Here is a 24860-nt window from a genome sequence, read left to right as displayed (position 1 = left end):
GGAGGTCCCTGACCGATGACCCAGTCGGTGGGTATCAAGGACGTCGCCCGCGCCGCCGGAGTCTCCGTCGGCACGGTGTCGAACGTCATCAACCGTCCCGACACGGTCGCGATGGAGACCCGGGCGCGGGTGCAGTCCGCGATAGAACGGCTGGGCTATGTCCGCAGCGAGTCCGCGCGCCAGCTGCGCGCGGGCCGCAGCCGGATCATGGGGCTGCTCGTCCTCGACATGGGCAACCCCTTCTTCGTGGACGTGGCGCGCGGCGCCGAGCGGGCCGCGCGCGACGCCGGCCTCGGCGTGATGGTCTGCAACAGCGCGCAGAGCGCGAGCGAGGAGGCCGACTACCTGTCGCTCTTCGCCGAGCAGCGGGTGCGGGGCGTGCTGCTGACGCCGGCCGACGCCACCGGCCGCAACATCGAGACGTTCCGGCGCCACAACATCCCCTTCGTCCTCGTCGACCGGGTCGCCGAGGGCACCACCGAGTGCTCCGTCTCCGTCGACGACGTGGCGGGCGGCGCCCTCGCCGTACGCCATCTGATCGACGCCGGGCATCGCTCCATCGCGTACGTCAGCGGCCCGCCCGGCCTCAACCAGGTGCGCGACCGCCGCACCGGCGCCCTGAACGCCCTCGCCGAGGCGGGCCTCGGCCCCGACGCGCTGCGCGAGCTGCCCACCGAGCGGCTCGACGTCGCCGCCGGCCGGGACGCCGGCGCCCGGCTGCTCGGCCTCGCCGACCGTCCGACCGCCGTCTTCTGCGCCAACGACCTGCTCGCGCTCGGCGTCCTGCAGGCCATGTACGCGGCCGGCGTCGGCGTCCCCGACGACCTCGCCATCGTCGGCTACGACGACATCGAGTTCGCCGCGGCGGCCGCCGTACCGCTCACCTCCGTACGCCAGCCCGCCGTCACGATGGGCGCGCTGGCCGCCGAACTCCTGCTGGAGGAGACGGAGACGGAGAACGGCCCGTCCCGGCACGAACACCGCCGGGTGGTGCTCCAGCCGGAACTGGTGGTACGCCGCTCCAGCCTGTCCGGTCGCTGAACCACCGCCCGGACCGGTCACTGACTCGGCGTTCAGCACCGCAGGGATTGAGCCACTGAACCCGCGTTCAGCAGCCGTTCATGATCCCCGGCGGTGGCGGGCGGCCCGCGATGTGCTGAACTGGGACGCGGTCCGCACCGTCGTCCGCCCCGGGAGCCCCGTTGAGCCTCAGCTACCGCCAGCCCGGCATCGTCCTCACCGACCGCCACTTCACCGTGCCCCTCGACCACGACGACCCGCACGGGGAGACGATCGAGCTGTACGCCCGCGAGGTCGTCGCGAGCGACAAGGCGGGGCAGGGGCAGGACCTGCCGTGGCTGCTCTACCTCCAGGGCGGCCCCGGCTTCGGGGCGAACCGTTTCGTCGGAAAGCAGGCCTGGCTCGGCCGGGCCCTGAAGGAGTACCGCGTCCTGCTGCTCGACCAGCGCGGCACCGGCCACTCCACCCCCGCCAACCGCCAGACGCTCCCGCTGCGCGGCGGCCCCGCCGAACAGGCCGCCTACCTCACGCACTTCCGCGCCGACGCGATCGTCCGCGACTGCGAGACCGTCCGGCGCGAGGTCACCGGCGGCGCGCCCTGGACCGTCCTCGGCCAGAGCTTCGGCGGCTTCTGCACGGTGAACTACCTCTCCACCGCCCCCGAGGGCCTGGCCACCGCCGTCATCACCGGCGGCCTGCCCTCCCTCGACGCGCACGCCGACGACGTCTACCGCGCCGCCTATCCGCGTATCGAGCGCAAGGTCACCGCGCACTACGCCCGCTACCCGCAGGACGTCGAGCGGGTCCGCCGGATCGCCGACCACCTGCTCACCCACGACGTCGTCCTCCCGAACGGCTACCGGCTCACCGTCGAGGCCTTCCAGTCCCTCGGCATCCTGCTCGGCGGCGGCGAGGGCAGCCACCGGCTGCACTACCTCCTGGAGCACGCCTTCGTCCGCACGCCGCAGGGCACGGTCCTCTCCGACGCGTTCCAGGAGGAGGTGCAGGGCCTGCTGTCGTACGCCGGACACCCGCTGTACGCGCTCGTCCACGAGGCGATCTACGGCCAGGACGGCCGGCCCACCGCCTGGTCGGCCGAGCGGGTGCGCGGCGAGTTCCCGCAGTTCGACGCCGCCAAGTCCCTCGCGGGTGACGGGCCGGTGCTGTTCACCGGAGAAACGATCCACCCCTGGATGTTCGACTGCGACCCGGCGCTGCGCCCGCTGCGCGAGACCGCCGAACTCCTCGCCGCCCACACCGGCTGGCGGCCCCTGTACGACCCCGCTCGTCTCGCCGCCAACGAGGTGCCGGTCGCGGCGGCGATCTACCACGACGACATGTACGTCGACACGGCCCACGCGCTGCAGACCGCCCGTACCGTCCGGGGCCTGCGCACCTGGGTCACCGACGAGTTCGAACACGACGGCGTGCGTGCGGGCGGGCCCCGGGTGCTGGACCGGCTCCTGGCCCTGGCGCGTGACGAGGCGTGAGGTGCCTCGGGAGGTGTGCCGACGGTCCCGGACTGCCGGTCGGGGGCGTGATGTCGGACCTGCGGGCTAGTGTGCGGGCATGACCGAGCCGACGCCTCCTCAGCTGAAGCCCATGCCCGACGACTGGCAGCGCGCCCTGGCCGTCGTGGCGCACCCGGACGACCTTGAATACGGCTGCACGGCGGCCATCGCCGCCTGGACCGACGGCGGCCGTGAGGTGGCGTACGTCCTGGCCACCCGTGGCGAGGCGGGCATCGACACGCTGGAGCCCGCGCGGTGCGGCCCGCTGCGGGAGCGCGAGCAGCGGGCGAGCGCGGCGGTCGTCGGGGTGTCGGTGGTGGAGTTCCTCGACCACCGGGACGGTGTCGTCGAGTACGGCACCGCCCTGCGCCGGGACATCGCCGCCGCCATCCGCCGGCACCGGCCCGGGCTGGTGATCACCCTCAACCACCGGGACACCTGGGGCGGTGTCGCCTGGAACACCCCGGACCACGTGGCCGTGGGCCGCGCCACGCTCGACGCGGCGGGCGACGCGGGCAACCGGTGGATCTTCCCGGAGCTGGCCGAACAGGGCCTGGAACCCTGGAACGGCGTCCGCTGGGTCGCGGTCGCCGGATCCAGCACCCCGACCCACGCTGTGGATGCCACGCCCGGCATGGAGCGCGCGGTGCGCTCCCTGCTCGAACACCGCGCGTACATCGAGGCGTTGACGGACGAGGACCCGGAATCCTACGTGCGGGGTTTCCTGACCGGATACGCGAAGAGCACAGGGGAGCGGTTCGGGGGCCGACCCGCGGTGGCGTTCGAGCTGTTCAGCCGCTAGGACTCGGTGGGCGGGTCATTAGGCTGTCGGCATGCACGATCACCCCGGTGACCTCGCCGACCTGCGCGGAGACTGCGCCAACTGCTTCGGCCTCTGCTGTGTGGCCCTGCCCTTCGCCGCCTCGGCCGGCTTCGCGCTGGACAAGGAGGCCGGGAAGCCCTGCCCCAACCTGCGGGGCGACCACCGCTGCGGTATCCACGCCGAGTTGCGGCAGCAGGGCTTCACGGGCTGCACGGTCTACGACTGCTTCGGCGCCGGACAGCGCGTCTCGCAGGTCACCTTCGGCGGGCAGGACTGGCGCACCGGCTCCCGGGAGCACGCCCGGCGGATGTTCGACGTGTTCCCCGTCGTACGGCAGCTGCACGAGCTGCTCTGGTACCTCACCGAGGCCCTCGCCCTGCCCGCCGCCCGCCCGGTCCACGCCGATCTGCGCCGGGCCCTGGAGGACACCGAGCGGCTCGCGCGGCAGAGCCCGCAGGAGCTCGCCGCACTGGATGTCGGCGCCCATCGGCAGCAGGTCGACGTCCTGCTCCTCAAGACCAGTGAGCTGGCCCGCGCAGGCACGCGGGGCCGGAAGAAGGACCGCCGGGGCGCGGATCTGATCGGGGCCCGGCTCAAAGGCGCCGATTTGCGGGGCGCGAACCTGCGTGGTGCCTATCTCATCGCCGCGGACCTGACCGGCGCGGATCTGCGCGGCGCGGACCTGATCGGCGCCGATCTGCGGGACGCCGACCTCTCGGACGCCGATCTGACCGGGGTGTTCTTCCTGACCCAGCCTCAGCTCAACGCGGCCCGGGGCACGGCCGGCACCAAGCTGCCGGAGACCGTGTCACGGCCCGCGCACTGGACGGCCCTTCACTGACGCACAGGAAACCGGTGGGCACCCGTGGTTGGCGCACGCCCGGATCTTCGGTAGGTTAGGTGAGCCTTACCTAATGAGGAGGAACTGGGATGGGTGACAGCCAAGCCTGGACGGCCGCGCCCGCCGCGGCGGAACGGGCCCGATCGGTGCTCGCCACCTCGTGGTCGTGCGCGGTGACCGCCGAGGGCGTGCGCGAGGACCTCGTCGGCGCGCACACCGTGGCGGAGGACGGCCGGATCCTCCTGCACGTGCCGGAGGACAGCGCCCTGCTCGCGGCCGCCATCTGCGCCCCCCGCGGCGAGCCGTCCGCCGTCCTGGAGTTCGCCGACGTCGCACCCGTCCCGATGCGGAACCGCATCCGGGCCCGGCTCTGGCTGGCCGGCTGGTTGGCCATCGAGGAGGGCCACCTCGCCTTCCAGGCCACCCGCGTGGTGCTGCGCCGGCCGTCCGGTGCCGTGGTGATCGACCTCGACGAGTTCGCCGCCGCCTCGCCCGACCCGCTGGCCACCGCCGAGGCCCGGCTGCTGACCCACCTGGCCGAGGCCCACCCCGACGCGGTCGAGCGGCTCACCCGGCTCGTCGAACCGGGCAGCCTGCACGGCGTGGTGCGCGTCCAGCCACTCGCCGTCGACCGCCACGGACTGACGCTGCGCATCGAACGCCGCCGCGCCCACGGCGACGTACGGCTGCCCTTCCACACGCCCGCCGACGCGGTCGCGCAGCTCACCGAACGCATGCACGTGCTGCTCGCGCAGGCGAGCGCCGCCTCCTGCCCCCGCGCGCTACAGCGGCAGCGCACAGACGGCGACGGGTGAGGCGAACGGCTCGCCGGCGAGCCGCAGTCCGCCGCTGTCGCCGTCCACGCGGAAGACGCTGACGCTGCCGGACCTCTGGTTCGCCGCGAACAGCAGCCGCCCGTCCGGGGAGAAGGCGATCTGCCGAGGGAAGTCACCCGCGACCGGAACCGTGCCGAGCAGCCGCAGCCGGGCGCCGTCCGCCTCCACCGCGTAGCGGGCCAGGCTGTTGTGGCCCCGGTTGGCGAGATACGCGTACGCGCCGTCGGCGGTCACCAGGATCTGCGCCGGGTAGGAGGTACCCTCGCCGGTCCCGGTGGACTGGGGCTCGCCGATCGTCAGACGCCCGGTCGCCGGGTCGTAGACGCAGACGGCGACCGTGTTGTCGACCTCGTTGGCCAGATAGGCGTGCCGGCCGCGGGGGTGGAAGGTGAGGTGGCGCGGACCCGCCCCCGGCCGGGTGTGCGCCCGCGCGACCTCGCGGAGCGTGCCCTTGTTCTGATCGAGGCGGTAGGTGTAGACGGTGTCCGTGCCGAGGTCGACGGCGAGGACGTGGCGGCCGTCCGGGCTCGTGACGAACTGGTGGGCGTGCGGCCCCTCCTGGCCGGGCCCCGGCGCCGGAGTGGAGTGCGTGACCACGTCGGTGCGCTCGCCGAGCGCGCCCGAGGCCTCGATCGGGTGCACGGCGACGCTGCCGGAGGTGTAGTTGGCGCTGAGCAGCCAGCGTCCGCTCGGGTGCACGGACAGATGGCAGGGGGCCGCGCCGCCCGTGCCGCGGCTGCCGAGGACCTTTTGGTCGGCCAGCCGTACGGCGGTCACGGCACCGTTCTCGCGCTCGTTCACCGCGTACAGCGTGCGGCCGTCCGGATGCACCGCCAGATACGACGGATCTGCCACGCCGGTGAGGGTGCCCGTCCCGGTGATACGGCCCGTCGCCGGATCGTAGGTCGCCAGGCCGATGCCCGTGCCGCCGTCCTCGACGGAGGTGTAGGTGCCGAGGTAGAGCGGGCGGGGGCCGGTCGGCTTGCCCGCGGCGGTCGGCTCGCCCGTGGAGGTCGGCTCGGTCACGGCGTTCGGCTCGTCCGTGGAGGTCGGTTCGCCCGTGGCGGTCGGCGAGCTGTGCTCGGCGGGCGTCTCGGAGGTCGGCCGGGTCCCGCAGGCGGTCGACGCCGACAGCGCCGTCCCTGTGACGGCTCCGACGAAGCGCCGCCTGCTCCAGCCGCCGCGCGCCCGCGCATCCCTGCTCATCTCCGCACCTCAGCTCGTCGCCCGCCCCGGAACTCGTCGGTGGTCCCGGGCGTGACAGCCACCTTGACGCGGATCGCCCACCAAGTGCAAGAACGGCAACCGGCGATGCATACAGTGCAACGGAGTGCGGGTCTACCAGTCCCCGTCCGTGACCGGCATGCCCGGCGCGTCCTTCAGCGGCTGCACCTGGTGCGGCGCGGGCTCCTGCCAGGGCTCGTGGTCGTCGCCGAGCCAGTCGCCGACGGGCTTGACCGTCGAGAGCGTGTCCGGGGCGGCGAGATCCTCCGCCTCCTGGTCGTAGTAGTCGTACCAGGGCAGTCCCGCGCGCGTGTACGCCGCACGGTCCACGGGCGACGGCGGGGGAGCCTCGCCGGTGATCCGGCGCCACTCCGGCGGTGTCACCAGGTGGACGAAGACCCGCCCGGCGGGCCGCTCGGCCCAGTCCGTGAGCGGCCGGTCGTCCCGGTAGACCTCCTGGCGCATCGAGCCGCCGACGCCGAGGCCCATCGCCGCGGCGGCCCGTGGCGCACGGCCGGGCGCCGCCGCGGGAGCCGCCATCGCGGCCCCGTAGCTCGGCGGGGCGAGGGGCATCGCCCGCGAACGCTCCGCCCTGCGCCGCTCCTCCTCACGCCAGGCGGCCAGCGCCGCGTCGTTCAGCGGGAAGGACTGCAGCTGGACGCCGCCCCACACCTCCTCGCCCGTGACCTGCCCTTCCACGGTCGCGCCGAGGCCGAGCGGCACCGCCACGAACTGGCGGACCGTGCCCTTGCCGGAGTTGATGCCGTCCAGCCAGGGCTGACGCGGCAGCACGACGTAGTTCTGCGGATCCCGGGCGAGCCGGTCGCTCCACGGCCGGCCCGAGACCGCGCACACCTTGCCCACGCCGACCTGAAGGGCGGCGGGCTCGGTGGTGCCCGCGAAGCTCAGCCACATCGCCTCGCGCAGATACACCGGCAGCATCACACCACCGCGTGCCAGCCACTGCTCGGGCACCGTGTCCGCGTGGTCCGCCACCCGCCGGATCGGGAACTCGCCGAGGCCGGGCGGCAGGGGATGCGTGCCCGTCTCCGGCAGGCGCAGCGTGCGGATGAAGCGCACCGCCGCACCCCCCGGCAGGCGCAGCGTGTTTCCGTCGATCCGCACGGTGGTGTCGCTCATCCGCACGCCCCTCCCGTCCCGTGCCGGATCGAGTCCCGGCACTCCCTCACCAAGAACGCCCGCCGGCCCCGGTGCGGTTCCGCCACAGCTGCTCCTGAACGCCCAGGCGCTCGCGCAGCCGGGTCAGCCGCGGCATGCGTTCGCGCTGCTCACGCGTGTGGCGGTCCAGCTCCTCCAGGAGCCGGCGCGAGCGGTGCTCGGTGTCGAGTTCGTCGAGGATGCGGTTGACCTCGGTGAGCACGGCGCCGTACAGCTGCCACTCGCGCGCGTCGCGCTGGACCTCCTCCAGCAGGAGCTGGGCCAGCTTGTCGCGGGTGGCCGCGGCCGTGTGCAGCTCGGCGGCGAGCCGTTCCTCCGCCGACTCGGCGCTCGCGCTGACGCTGGTGGTGACCAGCACCGCGAAGCTCACCACCGCGTCGCCGATCTCGGACAGCAACTGCTCCACGACGGACCCGGTCTCGCCCTTGAACAGCGGCTCCGGATCCCGCTCCTTCGCCAGGTCCGTGAGGGTGCGGGCGATGACCCGCAGCACCACCGTGCAGATCTCCAGCGTGTCGAGGCCCGTGCGCAGCACCACCCGGTGCAGCAGCCCCTCCCGCACTCGCGGATTGAACCGCAGACTGTCCTCGGCCTGCCGCAGGGCCGCGTCCACCTGCACGATGTCGTGGTCGAGCCGGCGTGCCTCGTGCAGGCGCTCGGCCGCGTACTCGACGGGCGTGTGGCCTCCCGTCTCCTCGCCGACCCGCAGCATCAGCTGCCGCATCCGGCGGGCCAGCCCCTCGATCGACTCACCGGCCTCGCCCACCCACACCGGCGGTGCCAGCAGCAGATTGCAGGAGAGCCCGACGACCGCGCCGATCAGCGTCTCGACGATCCGCGCCCAGGCGGTGTCGCCGACGGTGGTGACGCCGAGCACCAGCATCGCGCTGATCGCCACCTCGGGCACGTACTCGTGGACCCGTACCAGGTGCCCGACGGCCAGCGCGGCCAGGATCACCAGGGCGAGGCTCCACCAGGTCAGGCCCACCAGCATGCTGAAGGCAATGGCGACGAGGACGCCCGCCACCACGGAGTTCACCCGGCGGACGCCGTTGGTGAGGGTGGCGTAGAGGGTGACCTGGACGACCAGCAGCGCCGTCAGCGGCGCGGTGAGCGGCGCGGCCTCGGGGCTCAGCCGCAGCGCGATGACGTACGCGACGGTCGCCGCGACCGTCGACCGCAGCGTCTGAACGACCACGGGGTCGCGTCGCAACTTCGTCAGGCGCGCGCGGTACGCCGACCAGTCTCGTTCCACTCGCATCCCTTGGCCTGTTCCCCGTCACCTGCGGCACCGAACGTGTCGTCCACCTTCTCAGGCGGACAGCTTGTCGAGGAAGGAGAACAGATTGCCCGTCGTCCGGGTGATCTGTTCCTCCAGCGTCAGGCTCTCCTCGAAGCGCGCCCCGGATTCCGAGATCTTCTTGCCGCGGACGTAGAGGGAGCAGGCGAGGTCGGCGCACATGTAGACGCCGACGGAGTTGCCCTCGCGGCCCGCCGCGCCCGCCTTGCGGGCCGTCATCAAGGAGACGCCGCCGCGGGGGTGGCCAGTGAGGCAGAGCGAGCACAGGCTGCGGTGCAGATAGCCGCGCTGCGGGGGCGGGAAGCGCAGGGTGACTCCTATGGGGCGCCCCTCGCGTTCGGCCACGAGGTAGCTGCGGTCGGGTGCCCCGGGATCTCGCCAGCCCAGGAAGTCCAGGTCGTCCCAGGGGCGGTCGGCGAGGTCACGCGGGACGGCCAGTCGCTTGGCCTCTCCCTTGGAGCAGTTGATGAAGGAGCCGCGGATGTCCTGCTCGGTGAGCGGTTTCATGGGGGTGCCTCCTGGGGCGTCGCCGGGAGGGGCCGCGAGGGCGGCCTCCGAAACCTAGGGGCCCTAGGTTTTCGCCTAGGTTAGAAAGCCGCGGCGCGGCGAAGCCACTGGTTTTTTGGGGCGGGGTGACGTTCGTGCAGCGCCGCATCGCCGCCGAGGCCGGGCCAGGAGGGCGCTGGGCGCGCGGGAGGCGTTCCGTACTCTGTACCGGGAGCGCACCCCGGGCGCCGATGCGGCAGCCCCGAGTGGCTCGACTGGGCTGGTCGCGGACGGGCGTTACGTCGAGGACGTGTACGCCGCGTGCTGACCACCCGCATCCAGCACCGAGTTCCGCCCCGCTTGGCTCACGGCCTGAATTAAGGGTTGGAGTAACATCCCCTCGATGGCCCGGCCAGGTGTGTGCCGGTCGGGCAGGGGTTCGGAAGGAGCCACATGGCGGGGCGGAACGGGCGCACAGTGCGCGACCTCAGGCGGGCCAACCGGACGGCCGTGCTGCAACGGCTGTACTTCGACGGCCCGCTCAGCCGCTTCGAGCTCGGTCCGGCGACCGGCCTCAGCTCGGGCTCCGTCAGCAACGTCGTCGCCGACCTGGTCGCCGACGGACTGGTGGAGGAGGCGGGCAGCGTCGACTCCGACGGCGGCCGCCCACGCACGCTGCTGCGGGTGGCGCCCGGCAGCGGCCACATGATCGGCGTCGACGTCGGCGAGACGCGGGTGCGCATCGAGCTGTTCGACCTCACCCTCACCGAACTGGCCCGCGCCGAACGGCCGTTGGAGCAGCAACGGTACGACGTCGAGGTGATCGTCGGCCACATCCGCGACGGCGTCGCCGGGGTGCTCGCCGCCGCGGACGTCGCTCCCGAGCAACTGCTCGGCGTGGGAATAGGCGTCCCCGGCATCGTCGAACGCACTCCGGACCGGGGCGCCGTCGTGCACGGCCAGACGATCGGCTGGGACGCGGTCCCGCTGGAGGCGCTGCTCCGTGCCACCTCCCGACTCCCCGAGACGGCCGCGTACTTCATCGACAACGGCGCCAAGACGCTCGGCCAGGCCGAGATGTGGTTCGGCGGCGGACGCGGCGCCCGCAACGCGGTCGTCGTCCTGTTCGGCACCGGCGTCGGCGCCTGTCTCGTCACCCCCGAGGTGGAGCACGGGCGAGCCGTCGAGTGGGGCCATCTGACGGTACGGGTCAGAGGGCGCCGCTGCCGGTGCGGTGCGCTCGGCTGCCTGGAGGCCTACGCGGGCGCCGAGTCGCTGCTGGAGCGCTGGCACGAGGAGGGCGGACGCCCGCCCCAGGACACCGACGAGGAGACCGCGCTCACCGCGATGCTGGCCGCCGCCTACCCGCCCGAGGGCGGCGCGGCCGACCCGGCGGCCCTGGCCGTGCTGGAGGAGACCGCCGAGTACCTGGGCGCGGGCCTGTCCGACCTGATCAACCTCTTCCAGCCGGAGCGGATCCTCATCGGCGGCTGGGCGGGCCTCCAGCTCGGCGCCGGGTTCCTGCCCGCCGTACGCCGGCACGCGGCGGCGTACGCCCTGCGGTATCCGGCCGAGAAGGTCACGATTGAGCTGGGCCGGCTCGGGCCCGACGCGGTCACCGTCGGTGCGGCGATCCTGCCGCTGGCCGACTTCTTCGCCCGCGGTGGCCGCCGCCCCGAGCCCGTACCGGAAGGACCGCCGCCGGCCTGGCGCGCCGTACTGAAGGAACGGGCGTCGCACTGAGCGGGTGATGGCCGCGACGTGCGGTTTCGCCGCCGTTCCCGGAGGTACTCGCGTGGGTCTCGGACGCCAGAAGGGAGCACGTCGTGACCGACCACCGCGATGAGGAGCCGGGCCGCAGCCCCGATCCCGTACCGCGTGACCTGCCCGACCAGCAGGCCATGGCCGACGAGGAGGACCCCTGGGAGCTGTCCAAGGAGGCGAAGGGCGCCGAGGGCGCCGAGGGTGCTGAGGAAGACCGGGCCGCCGCCGACGTGCCCGACACGGACGAGGCGGGCTCGGGCAGACAGGGCGCCCCGCAGCCGGCCACCGTCCACCCCGAGCACCCGGCACCGGACGAGTCACCGGACTGACACGCATCGCCGCCTCGCCCAAGGGCGCTCAGCCCACCTTCCGACCCTGCAACGGCTCCGTCCGCGCCCCCGCCCCCTGCTGGAGCCCCTGGAGGAACTCCTCGATCACCTCGTTCGCCGTGCGCGTCGGCCGCCAGTCCAGTTCCGTCTGCGCGCGCGTGCAGTTCATCAGCGGCAGCCGCAGCACGGCGTCGAAGAGGTGCGGGGAGGCCGGCAACAGGTGCAGCCCCCACGCGGCGGCGATCGCCGAGCGGGCCGCGGTCTTCGGCAGCCGGACCGGGCGGCTGCCGAGCAGCTCGCCGAGCAGCGCCGCGTCCACCGGCGGCTCGGCCGCGAGGTTGAAGGCGCCCCGCACCTCCTTGCCCACCGCCAGCTGGTACGCCCGGGCCGCGTCGTCGGTGTGCAGCGCCTGCACCCGCAGTCCGGGGATGTCCGGCAGGAACGGCAGCAGCTCGGGACGCGCCAGCGGCCCCGGCAGGAACCTGCCGCCGAAGATCCGCCGCTGCTCGCTCGCCGACTCCCGCTTGAACAGGAACGCGGGCCGCATCCGCACCACCCGGATCCCGGGGTGATCGCGCTCGAAGGTGTCGAGGGTGCGTTCCAGATAGGCCTTCTCCCGGCAGTACGCGGCGTCCGGCCAGCCGTGCGTCGGCCAGGACTCGTCGACGGCGTGGTCCTTGGGCCCCGGCGAGTACGCGCCCACCGAGGAGGCGTGGACGAGGGTGGGCACGCCCGCGGAGGCGACCGCGTCGAACACGCGGATACTGCCCAGCACGTTGGTGCGCCAGGTGGCGGCCGGGTCGTGCGTCGGCTGGAACGCCCAGGCCAGATGGACCACGGCGTCGGCGCCGAGGAACTCCTTGACGAGATCGGTCTGTTCGGAGGCCACGTCGACCGCCGCCCAGTCGGTCTTCGGCGGCGACCACTCGGGGAGCCGGCGCGCCAGGCCCCGTACCGACCCGACCTGCGGATCCTCGGACAGAAGGCGCACCACGCTGGTGCCTACGTTGCCGGTGGCGCCCGTGACCACGATCCTGCTGCCCGCTTCGCTGCTCACGTTCGGCTCCTCTCGGGCGTACTCCTCCTGCGGAGGGCACCGAGTACCCGGCCGCGGCCGCCCGTACGCGTACGAGAACGCGTACGAGAACGGTGCGAGAACGCGTATGAGCACACGCATGAGAAAGCCCCGACCGGACGGGGGATTCCGGTCGGGGCGGTACTGGGGTGGGCGCGGATGGCGGTCGCCTCTCGGCGAAAGGCTCCACAGGGCTTCAGCCGAACGATCGTCCCTGTGGGCAAAAGGTGAGGCCCGGGGACACTGTCCCATCCGCACCCACGGTCTGTTCAACGGGCAACCGTCCTCGGGTGTTCCGTCGCGCGCCCCGAACTGCCGTGATCCGCGTCACCTTGCCGGGACGCTCAGCTCCGGCAGGGATGCCAGCAGATGAGCGGGATCGTCGTAGACGGCGTCCGCACCGGCCTCCTCCAGGTCCGCCCGTGGAATCCCGCCGCACAGCACGCCCACGCATCGCACCCCGGCGCGCCTGCCCGCCCGCATGTCCCACACGGTGTCGCCGACGAACACCGCCCGCTCGGCGGGCACACCGGCGAGTTCCAGGGCGCGCTCTACGGGCTCGGGTGAGGGCTTGCCCTCCTCCACGTCGTCGGCGCTGGCCGTCGCGGTGATCGCCTCGTCCGCGTCGATCGCGCGGCGCAGCGCGGTCAGCTCGGCGCCGCCCGCCGAGGTCGCGAGCACCACGTTCCAGCCGTCCCGGTGCAGCCTGCGCAGGAGCCGGCCGGCGTCGGGAAGCGCGGGGAGCCGGTCGAAGTACTGCCCGTAGAGGACCTTGTGGGCGCAGCTCAGTTCGTCGTCCCGGTCCTTGTCCCGGTCGTCGCCGAGCAGATGCGCGATCAGGTCCGACGACGCCAGGCCCACCGCCCGGTGGATGGCGTGCATCGGGATGCGATGGCCCGCCTGCCGGAAGGCCTCCCACCAGGTCGCGACATGCAGATGGTTGGTGTCGACGAGCGTTCCGTCGACGTCGAACACGGCGGCGCGATCCATGGCGGTCCTTCCGCTCCCTTCCGCATCGGCCCATCAGCCGCACGAGTACCACGCGCACGAGTACCACGCGCACGAGTACCACGCGCACGAGTACCACGCGCACGAGTACCACGCGCACGAGTACCACGCGCACGAGTACCACGCGCACGAGTACCACGCGCACGAGTACCACGCGCACGAGTACCACGCGCACGAGTACCACGCGCACGAGTACCACGCGACCGGCCCGCCAAGCGGGCACCTGGCCTCATCCCACCCCGGCCGGTACCCGCCCCTCCCGCGTCCAGGCCAGCAGCTCGTCGGCCGACCAGGTGGTCACGATCCGCTCCGCCGGAATCCCGCACTCCTCCGCCCGGGCACAGCCGTTGATCTGCCAGTCCAGCTGCCCCGGCGCGTGCGCGTCGGTGTCGACCGAGAAGAGCACGCCCGCGGCCAGCGCCTGACGCAGCAGCCGCCGGGGCGGGTCGAGCCGTTCGGGGCGGCTGTTGATCTCCACCGCCGTGCTGGACTCGGCGCACGCGGCGAACACCTCCTCCGCGTCGAACTCCGACTCCGGCCGCCCCCGCCCGGTCACCAGCCGCCCGGTGCAGTGCCCGAGGATGTCGGCGTGCGGATCGCGGACGGCCCGCACCATGCGGCGGGTCATGGAGCGGGCGTCCATGCGCAGCTTGGAGTGCACGGACACCACCACGACGTCCAGCCGCGCGAGCAGCTCCGGGTCCTGGTCCAGCGAGCCGTCCTCCAGAATGTCGCACTCGATGCCGGTGAGCAGCCGGAACGGCGCCCAAGTCGCGTTGAGGGCGGCCACCACCTCCAGCTGCTCGCGCAGCCGCTCGGCCGACAGCCCGCGCGCCACCGTCAGCCTGGGGGAGTGGTCGGTGAGCGCCGTCCACTCGTGGCCGAGCGCCGCCGCGGCCCGGCCCATCTCGTCGATCGGGCTGCCGCCGTCCGACCAGTCGGAGTGCACATGGCAGTCCCCGCGCAGCCGCGCCAGCAACCGCTCCCCGCCCCGCGCCGGCCGCTCCTGCCCGGCCTCGCCCTCCAGCTGCGCCAGATAGCCCGGCACCTGCCCGGCCAGCGCCTCCCGCACCACCTGCGCCGTCTTCGGGCCGACGCCCTTGAGGGACTCCAGCGACCCCGCGGCCGCCCGCGCCCGCAACTCGTCCTCGGGCAGCTCGGCCACCACGCGGGCGGCGGTGCGGAAGGCACGGACGCGGTACGTCGGCGCCAGCGACCGCTCCAGCAGGAAGGCGATCCGCCCCAGTGCCTCGACGGGATCCATCGCCACCTCCTCCGGGGTCACCCTCCAGGGTTCCCCAGCCCCACGGGGGCCGCACGGCGGGCAACGGGCGGTTTGTCCGGTACGCGTCGGGGTACTGCGATGCCTCGTCCTGTACGTCGTCCAGCCGGAGGCCTTCATGACCGCCCCCACCGCACCGCATCCCAAGGTCGCCCTGATCACCGGCGCCGACTCGGGCATCGGACGCGCCACCGCCGTACGGCTGGCCGAGGCGGGGCTGGACGTCGGCATCACCTGGCACAGCGACGAGAAGGGCGCCGAGGAGACCGCCGAGGAGGTGCGGGCCAAAGGCAGGCGGGCGGCCCTGGCCCGGATGGATCTCACACGGCTGCCCGAGGCCGCGGACACCGTCGACGAGCTGTGCGGGGCGCTCGGCCGGCTGGACGTGCTGGTCAACAACGCCGGAATCGGCACGGCCACGCCCTTCCTCGACCTGGAGCTCGCCACGGTGCGCGAGGTCCTCGACGTCGACCTGGTCGGCCCCTTCCTGTGCGGGCAGCGGGCGGCACGGCACATGATCCGGCAGGGCGACGGGGGCCGGATCGTCAACGTGACGTCGGTGCACGAGCACCAGCCCCGGGTGGGCGCCGCGCCGTACTGCGCGGCCAAGGGCGGCCTCGGCCTGCTCACCCAGGTCATGGCCCTGGAACTCGCCGAGCACGGCATCACCGTCAACGCCGTCGCGCCCGGCGAGATCGCCACGCCCATGACCGGCCAGGAGGACATGGACGTCCGCACCGAGCGGCGCCCCGGCGTGCCGCTGGGGCGGCCGGGCGACGCGCGCGAGGTCGCGGCCGTGATCGCCTTCCTCGCCGGCCCCGACGCCTCGTACGTCACCGGCGCCTCGTGGACCGTCGACGGCGGCATGCTCCGCATGGGCCCGCAGGCGGGCTCCCACCTGACCGCGGACGACTGGCGGCGCCCCTGAGCCCGCACCGGCCCTGGGCGTCGGTATGCGGCCACCGCACAGGGGCCACAATGGCCGGATCCGCTCTAGGCTCTATGACATGACCGAAATCGCGAGCCCCTACATCTCCCATCCGCGGATCATGGTGCTCGGCGTCCAGCCCGGCAGTCCGCCGTTCCGCATCGTGGAGATCGATGGTGAAGTGGTCGGTGCGGCGCGTGCCGTCACCGACGTTCTGGAGACTGCCGCCGCCTTCGGCATCACGGTCCACGACCTGGATGACCCGGACGTGGTGCGCTGGGTCGGCGGCGACAAGTTCACCTGGAAACCCCGTTAGGGCTTCACCTGGAAACCCCGCTAGGGCCTGCGCTCAGCCCACCGTCCACTTCTGGTTGGCGCCGCCCGTGCAGGTCCAGATCTGCAGCCGCGTGCCGTTGGCCGCGTTGTTGCCGGTGACGTCCAGGCACTTGTCGGCCTGCGGGTTGACGATGTCGCGTGCCGCGGTGACGACCCACTTCTGGGCGGCGCTGCCGTTGCAGTCCCACAGCTGGACGGCCGTGCCGTCCGCCGTGCCGCCGCTCGTGACGTCAAGGCACTTGCCGAGCGCCCGGATCGTGCCGTCGGTGCCCACCGTCCACCGCTGGGCGGCGGTGCCATTGCAGTCGTAGAGCTGTACGGGGGTGCCGTTGGCGGAGCTCGCCCCGGCGACGTCCACGCACTTGCCCGCCAGACCTCGGATCGCCAGGCCGGTCGTCGAGTCGCTCGTGGTCACGGACACGTGGTCCACCACCAGCTGCTGCGGGAAGACGGTGGAGCCGTCCGGGTCGCCCGGCCAGTAGCCGCCGACCGCGAGGTTGAGGATCAGGAAGAACGGCTTGTTGAACACCCACTGCCTCCCACCCAGGTCGGCCGGGGTGCGGCGCTGGTAGACGGTGCCGTCCACGGACCAGGTGATCGAGTCGGGTGCCCAGTCGACGGCGAAGGTGTGGAAGCCGTCCGCGAAGGCCTGCCCGTTCGGCAGGGAGTAGGCCGCGCCGATGCCGCCCGAGCCGAAGTAGCCGGGGCCGTGGATCGTGCCGTGCACCGTGGAGGGCTCGAAGCCGACGTTCTCCATGATGTCGATCTCGCCCGAGTCCGGCCAGCCGACGTCGCCCAGGTCATGGCCGAGCATCCAGAACGCCGGCCACATGCCCTGCCCGCGCGGGATCTTCATCCGGGCCTCGACGTGCCCGTACTGCGCGGTGAACTTCCCGGCGGTGTTCAGCCGGGCCGAGGTGTACTCGCAGCGTCCGTACCAGCACTGGTGGTTCGCCGGGTTCTCCTTCCGGGCGGTGATCACCAGATGGCCCCGGCCGTCGAGCGCGGCGTTGTCGGTGCCGGACGTGTAGTACTGCCGCTCGTGGTTGTTGACGTTGTCGCCGGTCTCGATCTGCCACTTCGAGGAGTCGACCGCCGCACCGGCGGGACCGTCGAAGGTGTCGGAGAACGTCACCGCCCGGACACCGGCCGGCTCCGCCTGGGCGGGCGCGGCGACGGCGGCGGAGGCGAGCAGCACGGCGGACAGCGCGCCGAGCAGGCATCTGCGGAGCAGTCGTGGGGAAGCCACGGCCTTCCCTTCCGTACGGCGTCCCGCGCACGGGCACGCCGACTGAGGTGGGGGGTGAAGGATTCCCCTTGATTTAAGAGATGAGGTAAGGGCGCGTCAATACCTTGGTACAGACCAGAAGTTGGGGCCGGAGTCGCGACCGGACGTCGGGTCTCTCAGCGCCGCGCGTGCACCGCCCGCCCCAGCCTGCGCCCCACCAGCAGATACCCGGCCAGCGCACCCGCCGTGTTGAGGATGACGTCGTCGACGTCGAAGGCGCGGCCCGTCACCATGGCCCCCTGCGCCAGCTCCACCATCAGCATCACGACCGCGGTGAGCAGCAGCACCCGGAGGATCCCTCGCGCCCGGGGCGCGAGCACCGGCACGAGCACCCCGAAGGGCACCCCGAGCAGCAGATTGCCGCCGATCTGCTTCACGGCGTCCCGCAGTTCCGGCTGGTCCAGGTAGGCCCGCAGGGAGCTGCCCGGACGCAGGTTGCTGTGCGTCAGCGCCTCGGACGCGGGGGAGGGGTGCAGGGTCAGCCGGGCCAGCACCACGGCGAACGCCACCATGAAGGCGAAGGCGCACGCCATCGCCACCGCCCGGCCGATCAGGGGGAGCAGCGGGCGCCGCTTCTTCGACTCCTGCTTGGCCGAACGCTCTGCTGTGGCCGAAGGCTTCGCCTTGGCCGAAGCCTTCGTGGACCCGTTGGCGGGCCCCTTGGTGCGACGCGAGCGCGACAGGACGCGGGACAGCAAGGCTGTACGGGCCACTCGGTCCTCCAGACTTCAACTTCCCTCGGCAACAAGGCTGTTACCCCCGGACGCGGCAGAGATGCGGCGCCGGCTTCCCGCTGCCTTGCCGGGGCACTCCGGCGAGGACCCGCGCGCCGCCCCGGCCTCCTCATGGGCCGGTGCTTTGATGACGCAGAGTGACCTGAAGAGTTCGCGGAGGTGGCTGCCCGACGCTCGGCCGCCGGGTCGTGGCGCAGAACCTCGCCACCGCCGTCGCCTGCCCCGGCCTGCTCCTGCTCTCCGAGGCCTACGAGCGTCCGGCGTACGTCGATCTGGCCCTGGTCCTCGCCGTGCTGGGCCCCGTCGGCACGCTCGTGTTCGCCCGGCTGCTCTCCGACGAGCTGACCGCGCACCCGCCGCGCGCCTGGTGGCCGACCTGGACGGCGGTCGCCCTCGGCACGGTCGCCGTCCTCGCGCTGTGCGCGGTGACCGCACCCGGCCGGGCGACGGTCAAGCTCCTGGTGACCGGGGCGCTGCTGGTCGGCGGGAACGTGGTCGCCGGCCGCGCGCTCCTGGCGCTACTTCGAGGAGCCGCCGCGTCGGCACGCTGGCTCGTATCCGGCGCTGATGCTGGTGTTCCAGGCCGGGATGTGCGGCTTCGCGATCACCGGCGACCTGTTCAACGCGTTCGTGTTCTTCGAGCTGATGAGCGTCGTGGCGTACGCCCTGACCGGGTATCGCGTCGAGGAGGCCAAGGCCGTGCAGGGCGCGCTCACCTTCGGCGTGGTCAACTCGCTGGGCGCGTACGCCACTGACCCCGCAGGCCGACGACGGGATCGCGCTGTACGTCCTCGGCCACGCCGGTGTGAAGGCGGCGCTGTTCGCCTGCACGGGCACCCTGCTCGACCGGTACGGCAGCGTCGACGAACGCGCCCTGCACGGGCGGGCCACCGGACAGCGCGCGGTGGCCGTGATGTTCGTCGTCGGTGGCCTGGGCCTCGCCGGACTGCCGCCGTTCGCCGGTGCGCTCGGCAAGTCGGTCGCCGAGGAGGCCGCGGGCGGCCCGCTCGCCGTGCTGTACGTCCTTGCCTCGGCGATGACGGCGGGCGCGGTGCTCCGGGTCGCCGCCCGGGTGTTCCTGGGCCTCGGGCCCCCGCCGCCGGACGCGGGGGAGTACGAGACGACCGGTTCCGGCGAGGAGCCCGAGACCCGGGGACGGCTCGGCTTCGTCCCCGACACCATGACCGCCGTCCCGGCGCTGCTGCTCGCCGGGGCGCTCGCCGCCGGGGTGGCTCCCGGCTTCGGCGAGGCGGTGGCGCGGGCTGTGAACGAGGCCGGTTCCGGCGGCGCGGTCGTCCCGGTGCACTGGACGCCGTACGGCATCCTGCTGGGCCTGCTCTCGACGGCGGTGGCCGTGGGGCTGGCCGCGCTGGCCGTCACCCGGCCGAGGCTGCTCGCCGCCCCGGACTGGGCGCTGCCGCTGCGGCGCCTGCAGTCCGGGCACGTCGGGGACTACGTGGCCTGGCTGCTGGTGGGCGCCACCCTGCTCGGCGCCCTCGCCCTGCCCGGAGTCCTCAGCAGATGATCAGGTTCCGTAGGTGACGTCGACCTCCTTGAAGCCGAGGGAGCCCAGCAGTCCTTGGAGCATGTCGGTGGTGTTGCTCTCGGCGCGCGCGGTGAGCTCGCTCTCCTTCGCCGCGTCGCGGATGTGGCGTACCGCGAGTTGCTGCACGGCCTGCTCGCCGTTGGGGTTGTCCGAGAACAGGTCGCCGAGCCGGTCGAGCAGACCGCGCTGCTTGGAGACGGCGTAGGAGCGGTCGGGGTCGAGTGCGGGCTCGCCGAGTGCCGCGTGCGGCAGCCGCAGCGTGGCGGACGTACGGTCCTCGTTGACCGTCACGTCGTCCTCGCCGACCTTGCCGAGGTCGACGTAGGCGTCGACGGTGCCCGCCCCGATGTACAGGGTGCGGGTGCCGCGGATGGCGTCGGGCAGGTACTTGGTGTCCTTCTCCAGGTCCACGACGACCTGGAAGTTGCCGGAGGCGGCGTCGTAACGGCTGATGTCCTGGATCGACTTGAGCAGGGCCGGCCCCGAGCGGTCGTGAGTCTCCGTGCCGAACAGGTCCTTCAGGCCCGGCAGTACGCTCAGCCGGATCCCGGCGAAGAGCACGACGAGCACCAGAACGACGGCGCTCAGCGCCTTCGCCCAGCCGGGCATGCGCCTGGGGAGGTGCTTGATGGGAGTCGTCATGGGTGACGGTCCTCCTTCCTACCCTCCCCCATGCCCTTCTCGACAGAAGGTCAGACCGTCGGCGTCTCGGGATGCCGCAGGGCCGCGTCCAGCGTGGGCAGTGGCGGCAGCAGCCGGTGCAGACCGGTGACCCGCAGGACGCGCAGGGTCATGGGGTGCGCGCACACCAGGTGCAGCCGCCCGTCGTGGGCGAGCACCCGGCTGCGCGCCCGGTACAGCAGGCGCAGCCCCGAGCAGTCGAAGAACTCGACGGGGCTGAGGTCGATCACGATCCGGGCGCCGGGGAGCGCGGTCACGTCGTCCAGGTGGGGGAGGATCTCCGCCGCCGCGGCGATGTCGATCTCCCCGCGGAACTCCAGCACCGTGTGCCCCTGTTCCCGGTGGATGCGCAGATGCCGGGTGAGGGGCGCGGCGTTCCGTTCCATGTCGACTCACCTCCCCTCGGCTGCCGGTGGACCCACAACTGTGGGCCCCGCCCTGCAAGTTACCCTCGATGGAAAGCATTTCAGCATGTTCGGTTGACATATGTCTTCGAATTGCGACCGAGTTTCTTCGCGGCGTGAGCGAAGTGTTACGACAAGGCCTGCCAGGCCTTGCTGAGGGCCTGGCGGAACTGCTCGGCCTGATGCACCGTCAACTCCCCTACCATCCGCTCCTCCAGCTCCCGCACCGGCCCGGCGAGCCGCGTGAGCAGTTGGCGCGCCTCGTCGGTGAGCAGGATCAGCAGCTCCCGGCGGTTGTGCGGGTTGCGCTCCCTGCGCACCAGGCCGCGGCCCTCCAGGGAGCGGACCAGGTCGGCGATCGACTGCGCGGTGACGAAGGAGTCGCGGGCCAGCTGCGCCGCCGACAGTCCGTCGTGCCGCTCCAGGACGGTGAGCGCGGTGTACTGCAGCGCCGTGATCCCGAACGGTCGGACCAGGTCGTCCAGGTGTGAGCGGACCACGAGCTCCACCTGCTTGACCATGTAGAGCAGGGACGGGGATGTCTTGGTTGTCTGGGTGCCGGCCATGGATCGAGCGTAGAGCATTGACAGGAAACCTGTCTGAATTCAGACTGCGGACCAACAGGAATCCTGTTTGTTTAACTCTGGAGATCCTGTTGGTTTCCTGATCTTGGCGAAGAAGCTGGGAGTGGCGATGACCACCTACGAGATCGAACCCGGTCGGCTGTTCATCGGGGGCCGGTGGCACGACGCCGCCGACGGAGCGCGCGGCGAGGTGGTCGACCCGTCCCGGGGCACGGTCCTCACCACCGTCGCCGAGGCGGGCCCCGCCGACGTGGACGCCGCCGTGCGGGCCGCCCGTGAGACCTTCGACGCCGGACACTGGGCAGGGCTGAGCGGCCGTGAACGGGGCCGCGTCCTGCACCGCGTCGCCGAGCTGATCCGCGAGAACGCCGACGACCTCGCCGAGCTGGAGAGCCTCGACGTCGGCAAGCCGATCACCCTGTGCCGTGCCGTCGACGTCACGAACGCCGCCAACGACTACGAGCACTACGCCGCCCTGGCCCACTCCCTCGACGGCGCCACCCGCGACACCCCGCTCAACGCCCTGGCGTACACCCGCCGCGAGCCGCTCGGCGTGGTCGCGGCCATCACGCCGTACAACTTCCCGCTGATCCTGGCCGGTACCAAGCTCGCCCCCGCGCTCGCCGCCGGGAACACGGTCGTCCACAAACCCGCCGACGAGACCCCGCTCAGCGCCCTGTACATGGCCCGGTTGCTGCAGGACGCGGGTGTCCCGGACGGCGTGGTCAACGTCGTCACCGGCACCGGCCCGGTAACCGGCGAGGCCCTGCTGCGCCACCCCGGCGTGGACAAGGTCGCCTTCACCGGCTCCACCACGGTCGGCCGGCATGTCGCGGGCGTCGCTGGCGCGGCGCTGCGGCCCGTCACCATGGAACTCGGCGGCAACGCCGCCCACCTCGTCTTCGAGGACGCCGACCTGGAGAAGGCGGTCGGCGCGGTCATCAAGGCGTTCGTCTTCAACACCGGCCAGTTCTGCATGGCCGGACCCCGGCTGCTGGTCGCCCGCAAGGTGTACCCCACCCTGCTGGGCATCCTCGCCGAAGCGGTCCCCGGCGTGCCGGTGGGCGACCCCCGCAAGCCCGAGACCGTCGTCGGGCCGATGGCGGGGGAGCGGCATCTGCGGAAGGTCGAGGAGTACGTCGACCTGGCCCGCCAGGAGGGCGGCCGTATCGTCTGCGGCGGCGAGCGCCTCGACCTCGACGGCGGCTACTACTACAAGCCCACCGTGATAGCCGACCTGCCGAACGACTCCCGAGCCGTCCAGGAGGAGATCTTCGGCCCGGTCCTCACCGTCCAGCCCTTCGACTCCGAGGACGAGGCCGTCGCCCTCGCCAACTCCACGCCGTACGGCCTGGCCTCGGGCGTGCAGACCGGCAGCCTCGCCCGCGCCCACCGCGTCGCCGACCGCCTCCAGGCCGGCATCGTCTGGGTCAACGACTGGGCGATGCTCGACCCCGCGGTGCCGTTCGGCGGCGTCAAGGACTCCGGCTTCGGCCGCGAGTACGGCCCCGAGGCGCTCGCCTCCTACACCAAGGTCAAGTCCGTCGTCGTCTCGCTCGACTGAGCGCGCTGCGCCAAGGAGTTCCCGCGATGCCCACCACCACCCGTGCCGCCGTCGTCGAGTCCGGCGGGGCACCCTTCACCCTCTCCGACGTCGTCCTCGACGAACCCGGCCCCCACGAGGCCCTCGTCCGCATGGTCGCGACCGGCCTGTGCCACACCGACCTCGGTGTGGCGAGCGGCGCCCTGCCCTTCCCGCTGCCCGGGGTGCTCGGCCACGAGGGAGCCGGGGTCGTCGAGGCCGTCGGGTCCGCCGTCACCGCGGTCGCGCCCGGGGACCACGTCGTGCTGTCCTTCACCTCCTGCGGCGACTGCCGCAACTGCCGCGACGGGCACCCCGCGTACTGCGCCACCTGGCTGCCGATGAACCTCATCGGGGGCCGACGCGCGGACGGCACCAGCACCATCAGCCGCGACGGCGCACCACTCGGCGGCCACTTCTTCGGCCAGTCCTCGTTCGCCGAGCGGGCCCTCGCGGACGAGCGCAGCCTCGTCAAGGTCGACCCGGACGTGCCGCTCGCGTCGATCGCGCCGCTCGGCTGCGGCGTACAGACTGGGGTCGGCGCCGTCTGGAACGTCCTGCGGCCGGTCACCGGCAGCAGCGTCGTCGTCCTCGGCGCCGGGGCCGTCGGCCTGTCCGCGGTGATGGCGGCCGCCCTGACCCCCGCGACCACCGTCATCGCCGTCGACCAGGTCGGCGAACGCCTGTCCCTGGCAAAGGAGCTGGGCGCCACCCACACCGTCGACGCCGGAGCGACCGACGTCGGGGCCGCGATCGCCGACCTCACCGGCGGGCAGGGCGCCGACGGCGTCGTGGAGACGACCGGCAGCGTCGCCGTGCTCCGGCAGGGCGTCGACGCGCTCGCCGCGCGCGGCACGCTGGTCGTCGTGGGCGCCCCGCCGTTCGGCACCGAGGTCTCCCTGGACGTCAACGGGCTGCTCGCCGGGAAGCGGATCGTCGGCCTGACGCTGGGCGACAGCGAGACCCGGACCGTCATCCCCGCCCTGGTCCGGCTCGTGAAGGACGGGCGGCTCCCACTGCACCGCCTGATCGGCACCTACCCCTTCACGGAGATCGACCAGGCGGTGCGGGACATGAGCGCGGGCAAGACCATCAAGCCCGTGCTCACCTTCTGACCGGCCTCAGCCGGCCAGCAGCACCAGCTTCCCCGTGGTCCGGCCGGTGTCGCCGAGCTCATGCGCCTTGGCGGCCTCGGCCAGCGGGAAGGTCCCCGCGATCGTCGCCCGCAGCCGGCCGTCCTCGACCAGCCCGGCGATGGCCCTCATGCCGTGCTGGTCGGCGTCGACGAGCATCCGGATCGCCCGTACGCCGAGCCGCTCGGCCTCCGCGTAGAAGTCGTCCGACCCGATCGGCAGGATCGACACCACGATTCCACCCGGGCGAAGGACGCGCAGCGAGCGGACGGAGTAGTCGCCGCCGATGGTGTCGAGCACCACGTCGACGTCGTGCACGGCCTCCGCGAAGTCGGTCGCCCGGTAGTCGACCGGCTCGTCCACGCCGATCTCGCGCAGAAAGTCGTGCTTGCCCGCGCTCGCCGTGCCGATCACGTAGGCGCCCCGGGCCTTGGCGATCTGCACGGCCACATGCCCGACGCCACCGGCCGCCGCGTGGATCAGCACCCGCTGACCCGGTCGCAGGTCGGCCCGCTCCACCAGCGCCTGCCACGCGGTCAGCGAGACCAGCGGCAGCGCGCCCGCCTGCGTGTGGTCGATCCCGGCGGGCTTGGGTACGAGGGCGCGGGCCGGGGCGATGACGTACTCGGCGTGCGAGCCGTGGCCGAACGGGTAGGGCAGCATGCCGAAGACCTCGTCGCCGGGCCGGAACTGGGCGACTCCGATGCCGGTCACCTCGACGACGCCGGAGACGTCCCAGCCGAGGGTGAAGGGCGGCTCGCCGAGGAACCCGCCGGTGGCGCGGTGCTTCCAGTCGGTGGGGTTGACGCCGGCCGCCCGCACCCGGACCAGCACCTCGTTCGGCCGCGGAGCCGGCCGCGGCACCTCTACTTCTTTCAGTACCTCGGGACCGCCGAGGACGTCCTGGCTGATGGCTCGCATGGTGTTCACATCGCTCATGGTCACCCAGCCTGCCCGCGCCCGCCC

At 72.7% G+C, this 24860-nt stretch carries 24 protein-coding genes and 2 pseudogenes; 13 read left to right on the top strand and 13 right to left on the bottom strand.

Features of this window, described 5'->3' with window-relative positions; genetic code table 11:
• The first annotated feature begins 15 nt into the window (after positions 1–15).
• The 5 genes from HJD23_RS02585 (at position 16) to HJD23_RS02565 (ending at position 5010) form a co-directional block, all read left to right on the top strand.
• Positions 16–1041, top strand: a complete 1026-nt coding sequence (locus tag HJD23_RS02585) for a LacI family DNA-binding transcriptional regulator (protein WP_171114876.1) — start codon at positions 16–18, stop codon at positions 1039–1041.
• A 161-nt stretch (positions 1042–1202) separates the two neighbouring features.
• The gene (locus HJD23_RS02580; RefSeq protein WP_171114878.1) at positions 1203–2510 is read left to right on the top strand and encodes an alpha/beta fold hydrolase; all 1308 of its coding nucleotides are present in this window, start codon (positions 1203–1205) and stop codon (positions 2508–2510) included.
• A 79-nt stretch (positions 2511–2589) separates the two neighbouring features.
• Entirely contained in the window at positions 2590–3333 is a 744-nt protein-coding gene (locus HJD23_RS02575; RefSeq protein ID WP_171114880.1) for a PIG-L deacetylase family protein, read from the top strand.
• 31 nt (positions 3334–3364) lie between these two features.
• Positions 3365–4195: a pentapeptide repeat-containing protein gene (locus tag HJD23_RS02570; protein ID WP_171114882.1), complete on the top strand. Its 831-nt coding sequence runs from the start codon at positions 3365–3367 to the stop codon at positions 4193–4195.
• Positions 4196–4284: 89 nt separating this feature from the next.
• Positions 4285–5010, top strand: coding sequence for a DUF2470 domain-containing protein (locus tag HJD23_RS02565; protein ID WP_171114884.1), 726 nt, complete (start codon positions 4285–4287; stop codon positions 5008–5010).
• On the opposite strand, the gene HJD23_RS02560 is transcribed toward HJD23_RS02565, so the two are convergent.
• The 4 genes from HJD23_RS02560 to HJD23_RS02545 all read right to left on the bottom strand — a co-directional run bounded on the left by HJD23_RS02560 (position 4978) and on the right by HJD23_RS02545 (position 9241).
• Positions 4978–6237 carry a lactonase family protein gene (locus HJD23_RS02560; RefSeq protein WP_171114886.1) on the bottom strand — a complete coding sequence of 420 codons (1260 nt, stop codon included), beginning with the start codon at positions 6235–6237 and terminating at the stop codon, positions 4978–4980. The two genes, HJD23_RS02565 and HJD23_RS02560, sit on opposite strands and share 33 nt — an antisense overlap.
• A gap of 132 nt (positions 6238–6369) precedes the next feature.
• On the bottom strand, positions 6370–7395 hold the full coding sequence (locus tag HJD23_RS02555; protein WP_171114887.1) for a hypothetical protein: 1026 nt from the start codon (positions 7393–7395) through the stop codon (positions 6370–6372).
• Positions 7396–7441: 46 nt separating this feature from the next.
• Positions 7442–8695 carry an FUSC family protein gene (locus HJD23_RS02550; protein ID WP_171114889.1) on the bottom strand — a complete coding sequence of 418 codons (1254 nt, stop codon included), beginning with the start codon at positions 8693–8695 and terminating at the stop codon, positions 7442–7444.
• 51 nt (positions 8696–8746) lie between these two features.
• Positions 8747–9241, bottom strand: a complete 495-nt coding sequence (locus HJD23_RS02545; RefSeq protein WP_171114890.1) for an FBP domain-containing protein — start codon at positions 9239–9241, stop codon at positions 8747–8749.
• A 432-nt stretch (positions 9242–9673) separates the two neighbouring features.
• Between HJD23_RS02545 and HJD23_RS02540 the strand changes: the two genes are divergently transcribed.
• Entirely contained in the window at positions 9674–10963 is a 1290-nt protein-coding gene (locus tag HJD23_RS02540; RefSeq protein ID WP_171114891.1) for an ROK family transcriptional regulator, read from the top strand.
• Positions 10964–11046: 83 nt separating this feature from the next.
• On the top strand, positions 11047–11313 hold the full coding sequence (locus tag HJD23_RS02535) for a hypothetical protein (RefSeq protein ID WP_171114893.1): 267 nt from the start codon (positions 11047–11049) through the stop codon (positions 11311–11313).
• Positions 11314–11341: 28 nt separating this feature from the next.
• Here HJD23_RS02535 and HJD23_RS02530 read toward each other — a convergent pair whose 3' ends face one another.
• The 3 genes from HJD23_RS02530 to HJD23_RS02520 all read right to left on the bottom strand — a co-directional run bounded on the left by HJD23_RS02530 (position 11342) and on the right by HJD23_RS02520 (position 14660).
• Positions 11342–12370 carry an SDR family oxidoreductase gene (locus tag HJD23_RS02530; protein ID WP_171114895.1) on the bottom strand — a complete coding sequence of 343 codons (1029 nt, stop codon included), beginning with the start codon at positions 12368–12370 and terminating at the stop codon, positions 11342–11344.
• Between the two features lie 345 nt (positions 12371–12715).
• The gene (locus tag HJD23_RS02525) at positions 12716–13378 is read right to left on the bottom strand and encodes an HAD family hydrolase (protein ID WP_171114898.1); all 663 of its coding nucleotides are present in this window, start codon (positions 13376–13378) and stop codon (positions 12716–12718) included.
• Between the two features lie 247 nt (positions 13379–13625).
• Positions 13626–14660, bottom strand: coding sequence for a PHP domain-containing protein (locus tag HJD23_RS02520; protein WP_171114900.1), 1035 nt, complete (start codon positions 14658–14660; stop codon positions 13626–13628).
• 136 nt (positions 14661–14796) lie between these two features.
• On the opposite strand from HJD23_RS02520, the gene HJD23_RS02515 reads away from it, so the two are divergent.
• The gene (locus HJD23_RS02515; protein WP_171114902.1) at positions 14797–15606 is read left to right on the top strand and encodes an SDR family oxidoreductase; all 810 of its coding nucleotides are present in this window, start codon (positions 14797–14799) and stop codon (positions 15604–15606) included.
• Between the two features lie 79 nt (positions 15607–15685).
• A complete protein-coding gene (locus tag HJD23_RS02510; RefSeq protein ID WP_171114905.1) occupies positions 15686–15922 on the top strand; it encodes a hypothetical protein in 237 nt (78 codons plus the stop codon).
• Positions 15923–15955: 33 nt separating this feature from the next.
• Here the strand turns inward: HJD23_RS02510 and HJD23_RS02505 are convergent, their stop codons facing one another.
• Both HJD23_RS02505 and HJD23_RS02500 read right to left on the bottom strand, forming a co-directional pair.
• Positions 15956–17191, bottom strand: coding sequence for a glycoside hydrolase family 16 protein (locus tag HJD23_RS02505; RefSeq protein WP_171114907.1), 1236 nt, complete (start codon positions 17189–17191; stop codon positions 15956–15958).
• 155 nt (positions 17192–17346) lie between these two features.
• Positions 17347–17793 carry a VanZ family protein gene (locus HJD23_RS02500; RefSeq protein WP_232107925.1) on the bottom strand — a complete coding sequence of 149 codons (447 nt, stop codon included), beginning with the start codon at positions 17791–17793 and terminating at the stop codon, positions 17347–17349.
• A 350-nt stretch (positions 17794–18143) separates the two neighbouring features.
• On the opposite strand from HJD23_RS02500, the pseudogene HJD23_RS02495 reads away from it, so the two are divergent.
• Together HJD23_RS02495 and HJD23_RS02490 are read left to right on the top strand one after the other, a co-directional pair.
• Positions 18144–18476 (top strand): annotated as a pseudogene (locus HJD23_RS02495) (MrpF/PhaF family protein); the annotation flags it as partial.
• Positions 18475–19489: pseudogene (locus HJD23_RS02490) on the top strand (proton-conducting transporter membrane subunit); the annotation flags it as partial. The pseudogenes HJD23_RS02495 and HJD23_RS02490, both read left to right, overlap by 2 nt.
• Here the strand turns inward: HJD23_RS02490 and HJD23_RS02485 are convergent.
• The 3 genes from HJD23_RS02485 to HJD23_RS02475 form a co-directional block, all read right to left on the bottom strand.
• A complete protein-coding gene (locus tag HJD23_RS02485) occupies positions 19490–20152 on the bottom strand; it encodes a DUF4230 domain-containing protein (protein WP_171114909.1) in 663 nt (220 codons plus the stop codon).
• A gap of 50 nt (positions 20153–20202) precedes the next feature.
• Positions 20203–20577: an anti-sigma factor antagonist gene (locus HJD23_RS02480; RefSeq protein ID WP_171114911.1), complete on the bottom strand. Its 375-nt coding sequence runs from the start codon at positions 20575–20577 to the stop codon at positions 20203–20205.
• Between the two features lie 146 nt (positions 20578–20723).
• Entirely contained in the window at positions 20724–21161 is a 438-nt protein-coding gene (locus tag HJD23_RS02475; RefSeq protein WP_171114913.1) for a MarR family transcriptional regulator, read from the bottom strand.
• Positions 21162–21288: 127 nt separating this feature from the next.
• Here HJD23_RS02475 and HJD23_RS02470 point away from each other — a divergent pair, with 127 nt between their 5' ends.
• Both HJD23_RS02470 and HJD23_RS02465 read left to right on the top strand, forming a co-directional pair.
• Positions 21289–22743, top strand: a complete 1455-nt coding sequence (locus HJD23_RS02470) for an aldehyde dehydrogenase family protein (protein ID WP_171114915.1) — start codon at positions 21289–21291, stop codon at positions 22741–22743.
• 26 nt (positions 22744–22769) lie between these two features.
• Positions 22770–23876 carry an NAD(P)-dependent alcohol dehydrogenase gene (locus HJD23_RS02465; protein WP_171114917.1) on the top strand — a complete coding sequence of 369 codons (1107 nt, stop codon included), beginning with the start codon at positions 22770–22772 and terminating at the stop codon, positions 23874–23876.
• Positions 23877–23882: 6 nt separating this feature from the next.
• Here HJD23_RS02465 and HJD23_RS02460 read toward each other — a convergent pair whose 3' ends face one another.
• Positions 23883–24833 (bottom strand): NADP-dependent oxidoreductase, encoded by a 951-nt coding sequence (locus HJD23_RS02460; protein ID WP_171114919.1) that lies wholly within the window; start codon positions 24831–24833, stop codon positions 23883–23885.
• Positions 24834–24860 lie beyond the last annotated feature (27 nt).

The organism is Streptomyces sp. Z423-1, from assembly GCF_013009255.1.
Lineage (GTDB): Bacteria > Actinomycetota > Actinomycetes > Streptomycetales > Streptomycetaceae > Streptomyces > Streptomyces gossypiisoli.
Note: the sequence above shows the minus strand (reverse complement) of the source record. Positions and strands in the feature narration are given on the sequence as shown.

What these genes read in the sequence shown, in the direction of transcription:
- HJD23_RS02565 (WP_171114884.1), top strand. Translation starts at nt 4,285, where the DNA reads ATGGGTGACAGCCAAGCCTGGACGGCCGCGCCCGCCGCGGCGGAACGG.
- HJD23_RS02485 (WP_171114909.1), bottom strand. Translation starts at nt 20,152, where the DNA reads ATGACGACTCCCATCAAGCACCTCCCCAGGCGCATGCCCGGCTGGGCG.
- HJD23_RS02550 (WP_171114889.1), bottom strand. Translation starts at nt 8,695, where the DNA reads ATGCGAGTGGAACGAGACTGGTCGGCGTACCGCGCGCGCCTGACGAAG.
- HJD23_RS02540 (WP_171114891.1), top strand. Translation starts at nt 9,674, where the DNA reads ATGGCGGGGCGGAACGGGCGCACAGTGCGCGACCTCAGGCGGGCCAAC.
- HJD23_RS02510 (WP_171114905.1), top strand. Translation starts at nt 15,686, where the DNA reads ATGACCGAAATCGCGAGCCCCTACATCTCCCATCCGCGGATCATGGTG.
- HJD23_RS02575 (WP_171114880.1), top strand. Translation starts at nt 2,590, where the DNA reads ATGACCGAGCCGACGCCTCCTCAGCTGAAGCCCATGCCCGACGACTGG.
- HJD23_RS02545 (WP_171114890.1), bottom strand. Translation starts at nt 9,241, where the DNA reads ATGAAACCGCTCACCGAGCAGGACATCCGCGGCTCCTTCATCAACTGC.
- HJD23_RS02585 (WP_171114876.1), top strand. Translation starts at nt 16, where the DNA reads ATGACCCAGTCGGTGGGTATCAAGGACGTCGCCCGCGCCGCCGGAGTC.
- HJD23_RS02465 (WP_171114917.1), top strand. Translation starts at nt 22,770, where the DNA reads ATGCCCACCACCACCCGTGCCGCCGTCGTCGAGTCCGGCGGGGCACCC.
- HJD23_RS02520 (WP_171114900.1), bottom strand. Translation starts at nt 14,660, where the DNA reads ATGGATCCCGTCGAGGCACTGGGGCGGATCGCCTTCCTGCTGGAGCGG.
- HJD23_RS02570 (WP_171114882.1), top strand. Translation starts at nt 3,365, where the DNA reads ATGCACGATCACCCCGGTGACCTCGCCGACCTGCGCGGAGACTGCGCC.
- HJD23_RS02555 (WP_171114887.1), bottom strand. Translation starts at nt 7,395, where the DNA reads ATGAGCGACACCACCGTGCGGATCGACGGAAACACGCTGCGCCTGCCG.
- HJD23_RS02475 (WP_171114913.1), bottom strand. Translation starts at nt 21,161, where the DNA reads ATGGCCGGCACCCAGACAACCAAGACATCCCCGTCCCTGCTCTACATG.
- HJD23_RS02460 (WP_171114919.1), bottom strand. Translation starts at nt 24,833, where the DNA reads ATGAGCGATGTGAACACCATGCGAGCCATCAGCCAGGACGTCCTCGGC.
- HJD23_RS02525 (WP_171114898.1), bottom strand. Translation starts at nt 13,378, where the DNA reads ATGGATCGCGCCGCCGTGTTCGACGTCGACGGAACGCTCGTCGACACC.
- HJD23_RS02470 (WP_171114915.1), top strand. Translation starts at nt 21,289, where the DNA reads ATGACCACCTACGAGATCGAACCCGGTCGGCTGTTCATCGGGGGCCGG.
- HJD23_RS02560 (WP_171114886.1), bottom strand. Translation starts at nt 6,237, where the DNA reads ATGAGCAGGGATGCGCGGGCGCGCGGCGGCTGGAGCAGGCGGCGCTTC.
- HJD23_RS02515 (WP_171114902.1), top strand. Translation starts at nt 14,797, where the DNA reads ATGACCGCCCCCACCGCACCGCATCCCAAGGTCGCCCTGATCACCGGC.
- HJD23_RS02480 (WP_171114911.1), bottom strand. Translation starts at nt 20,577, where the DNA reads ATGGAACGGAACGCCGCGCCCCTCACCCGGCATCTGCGCATCCACCGG.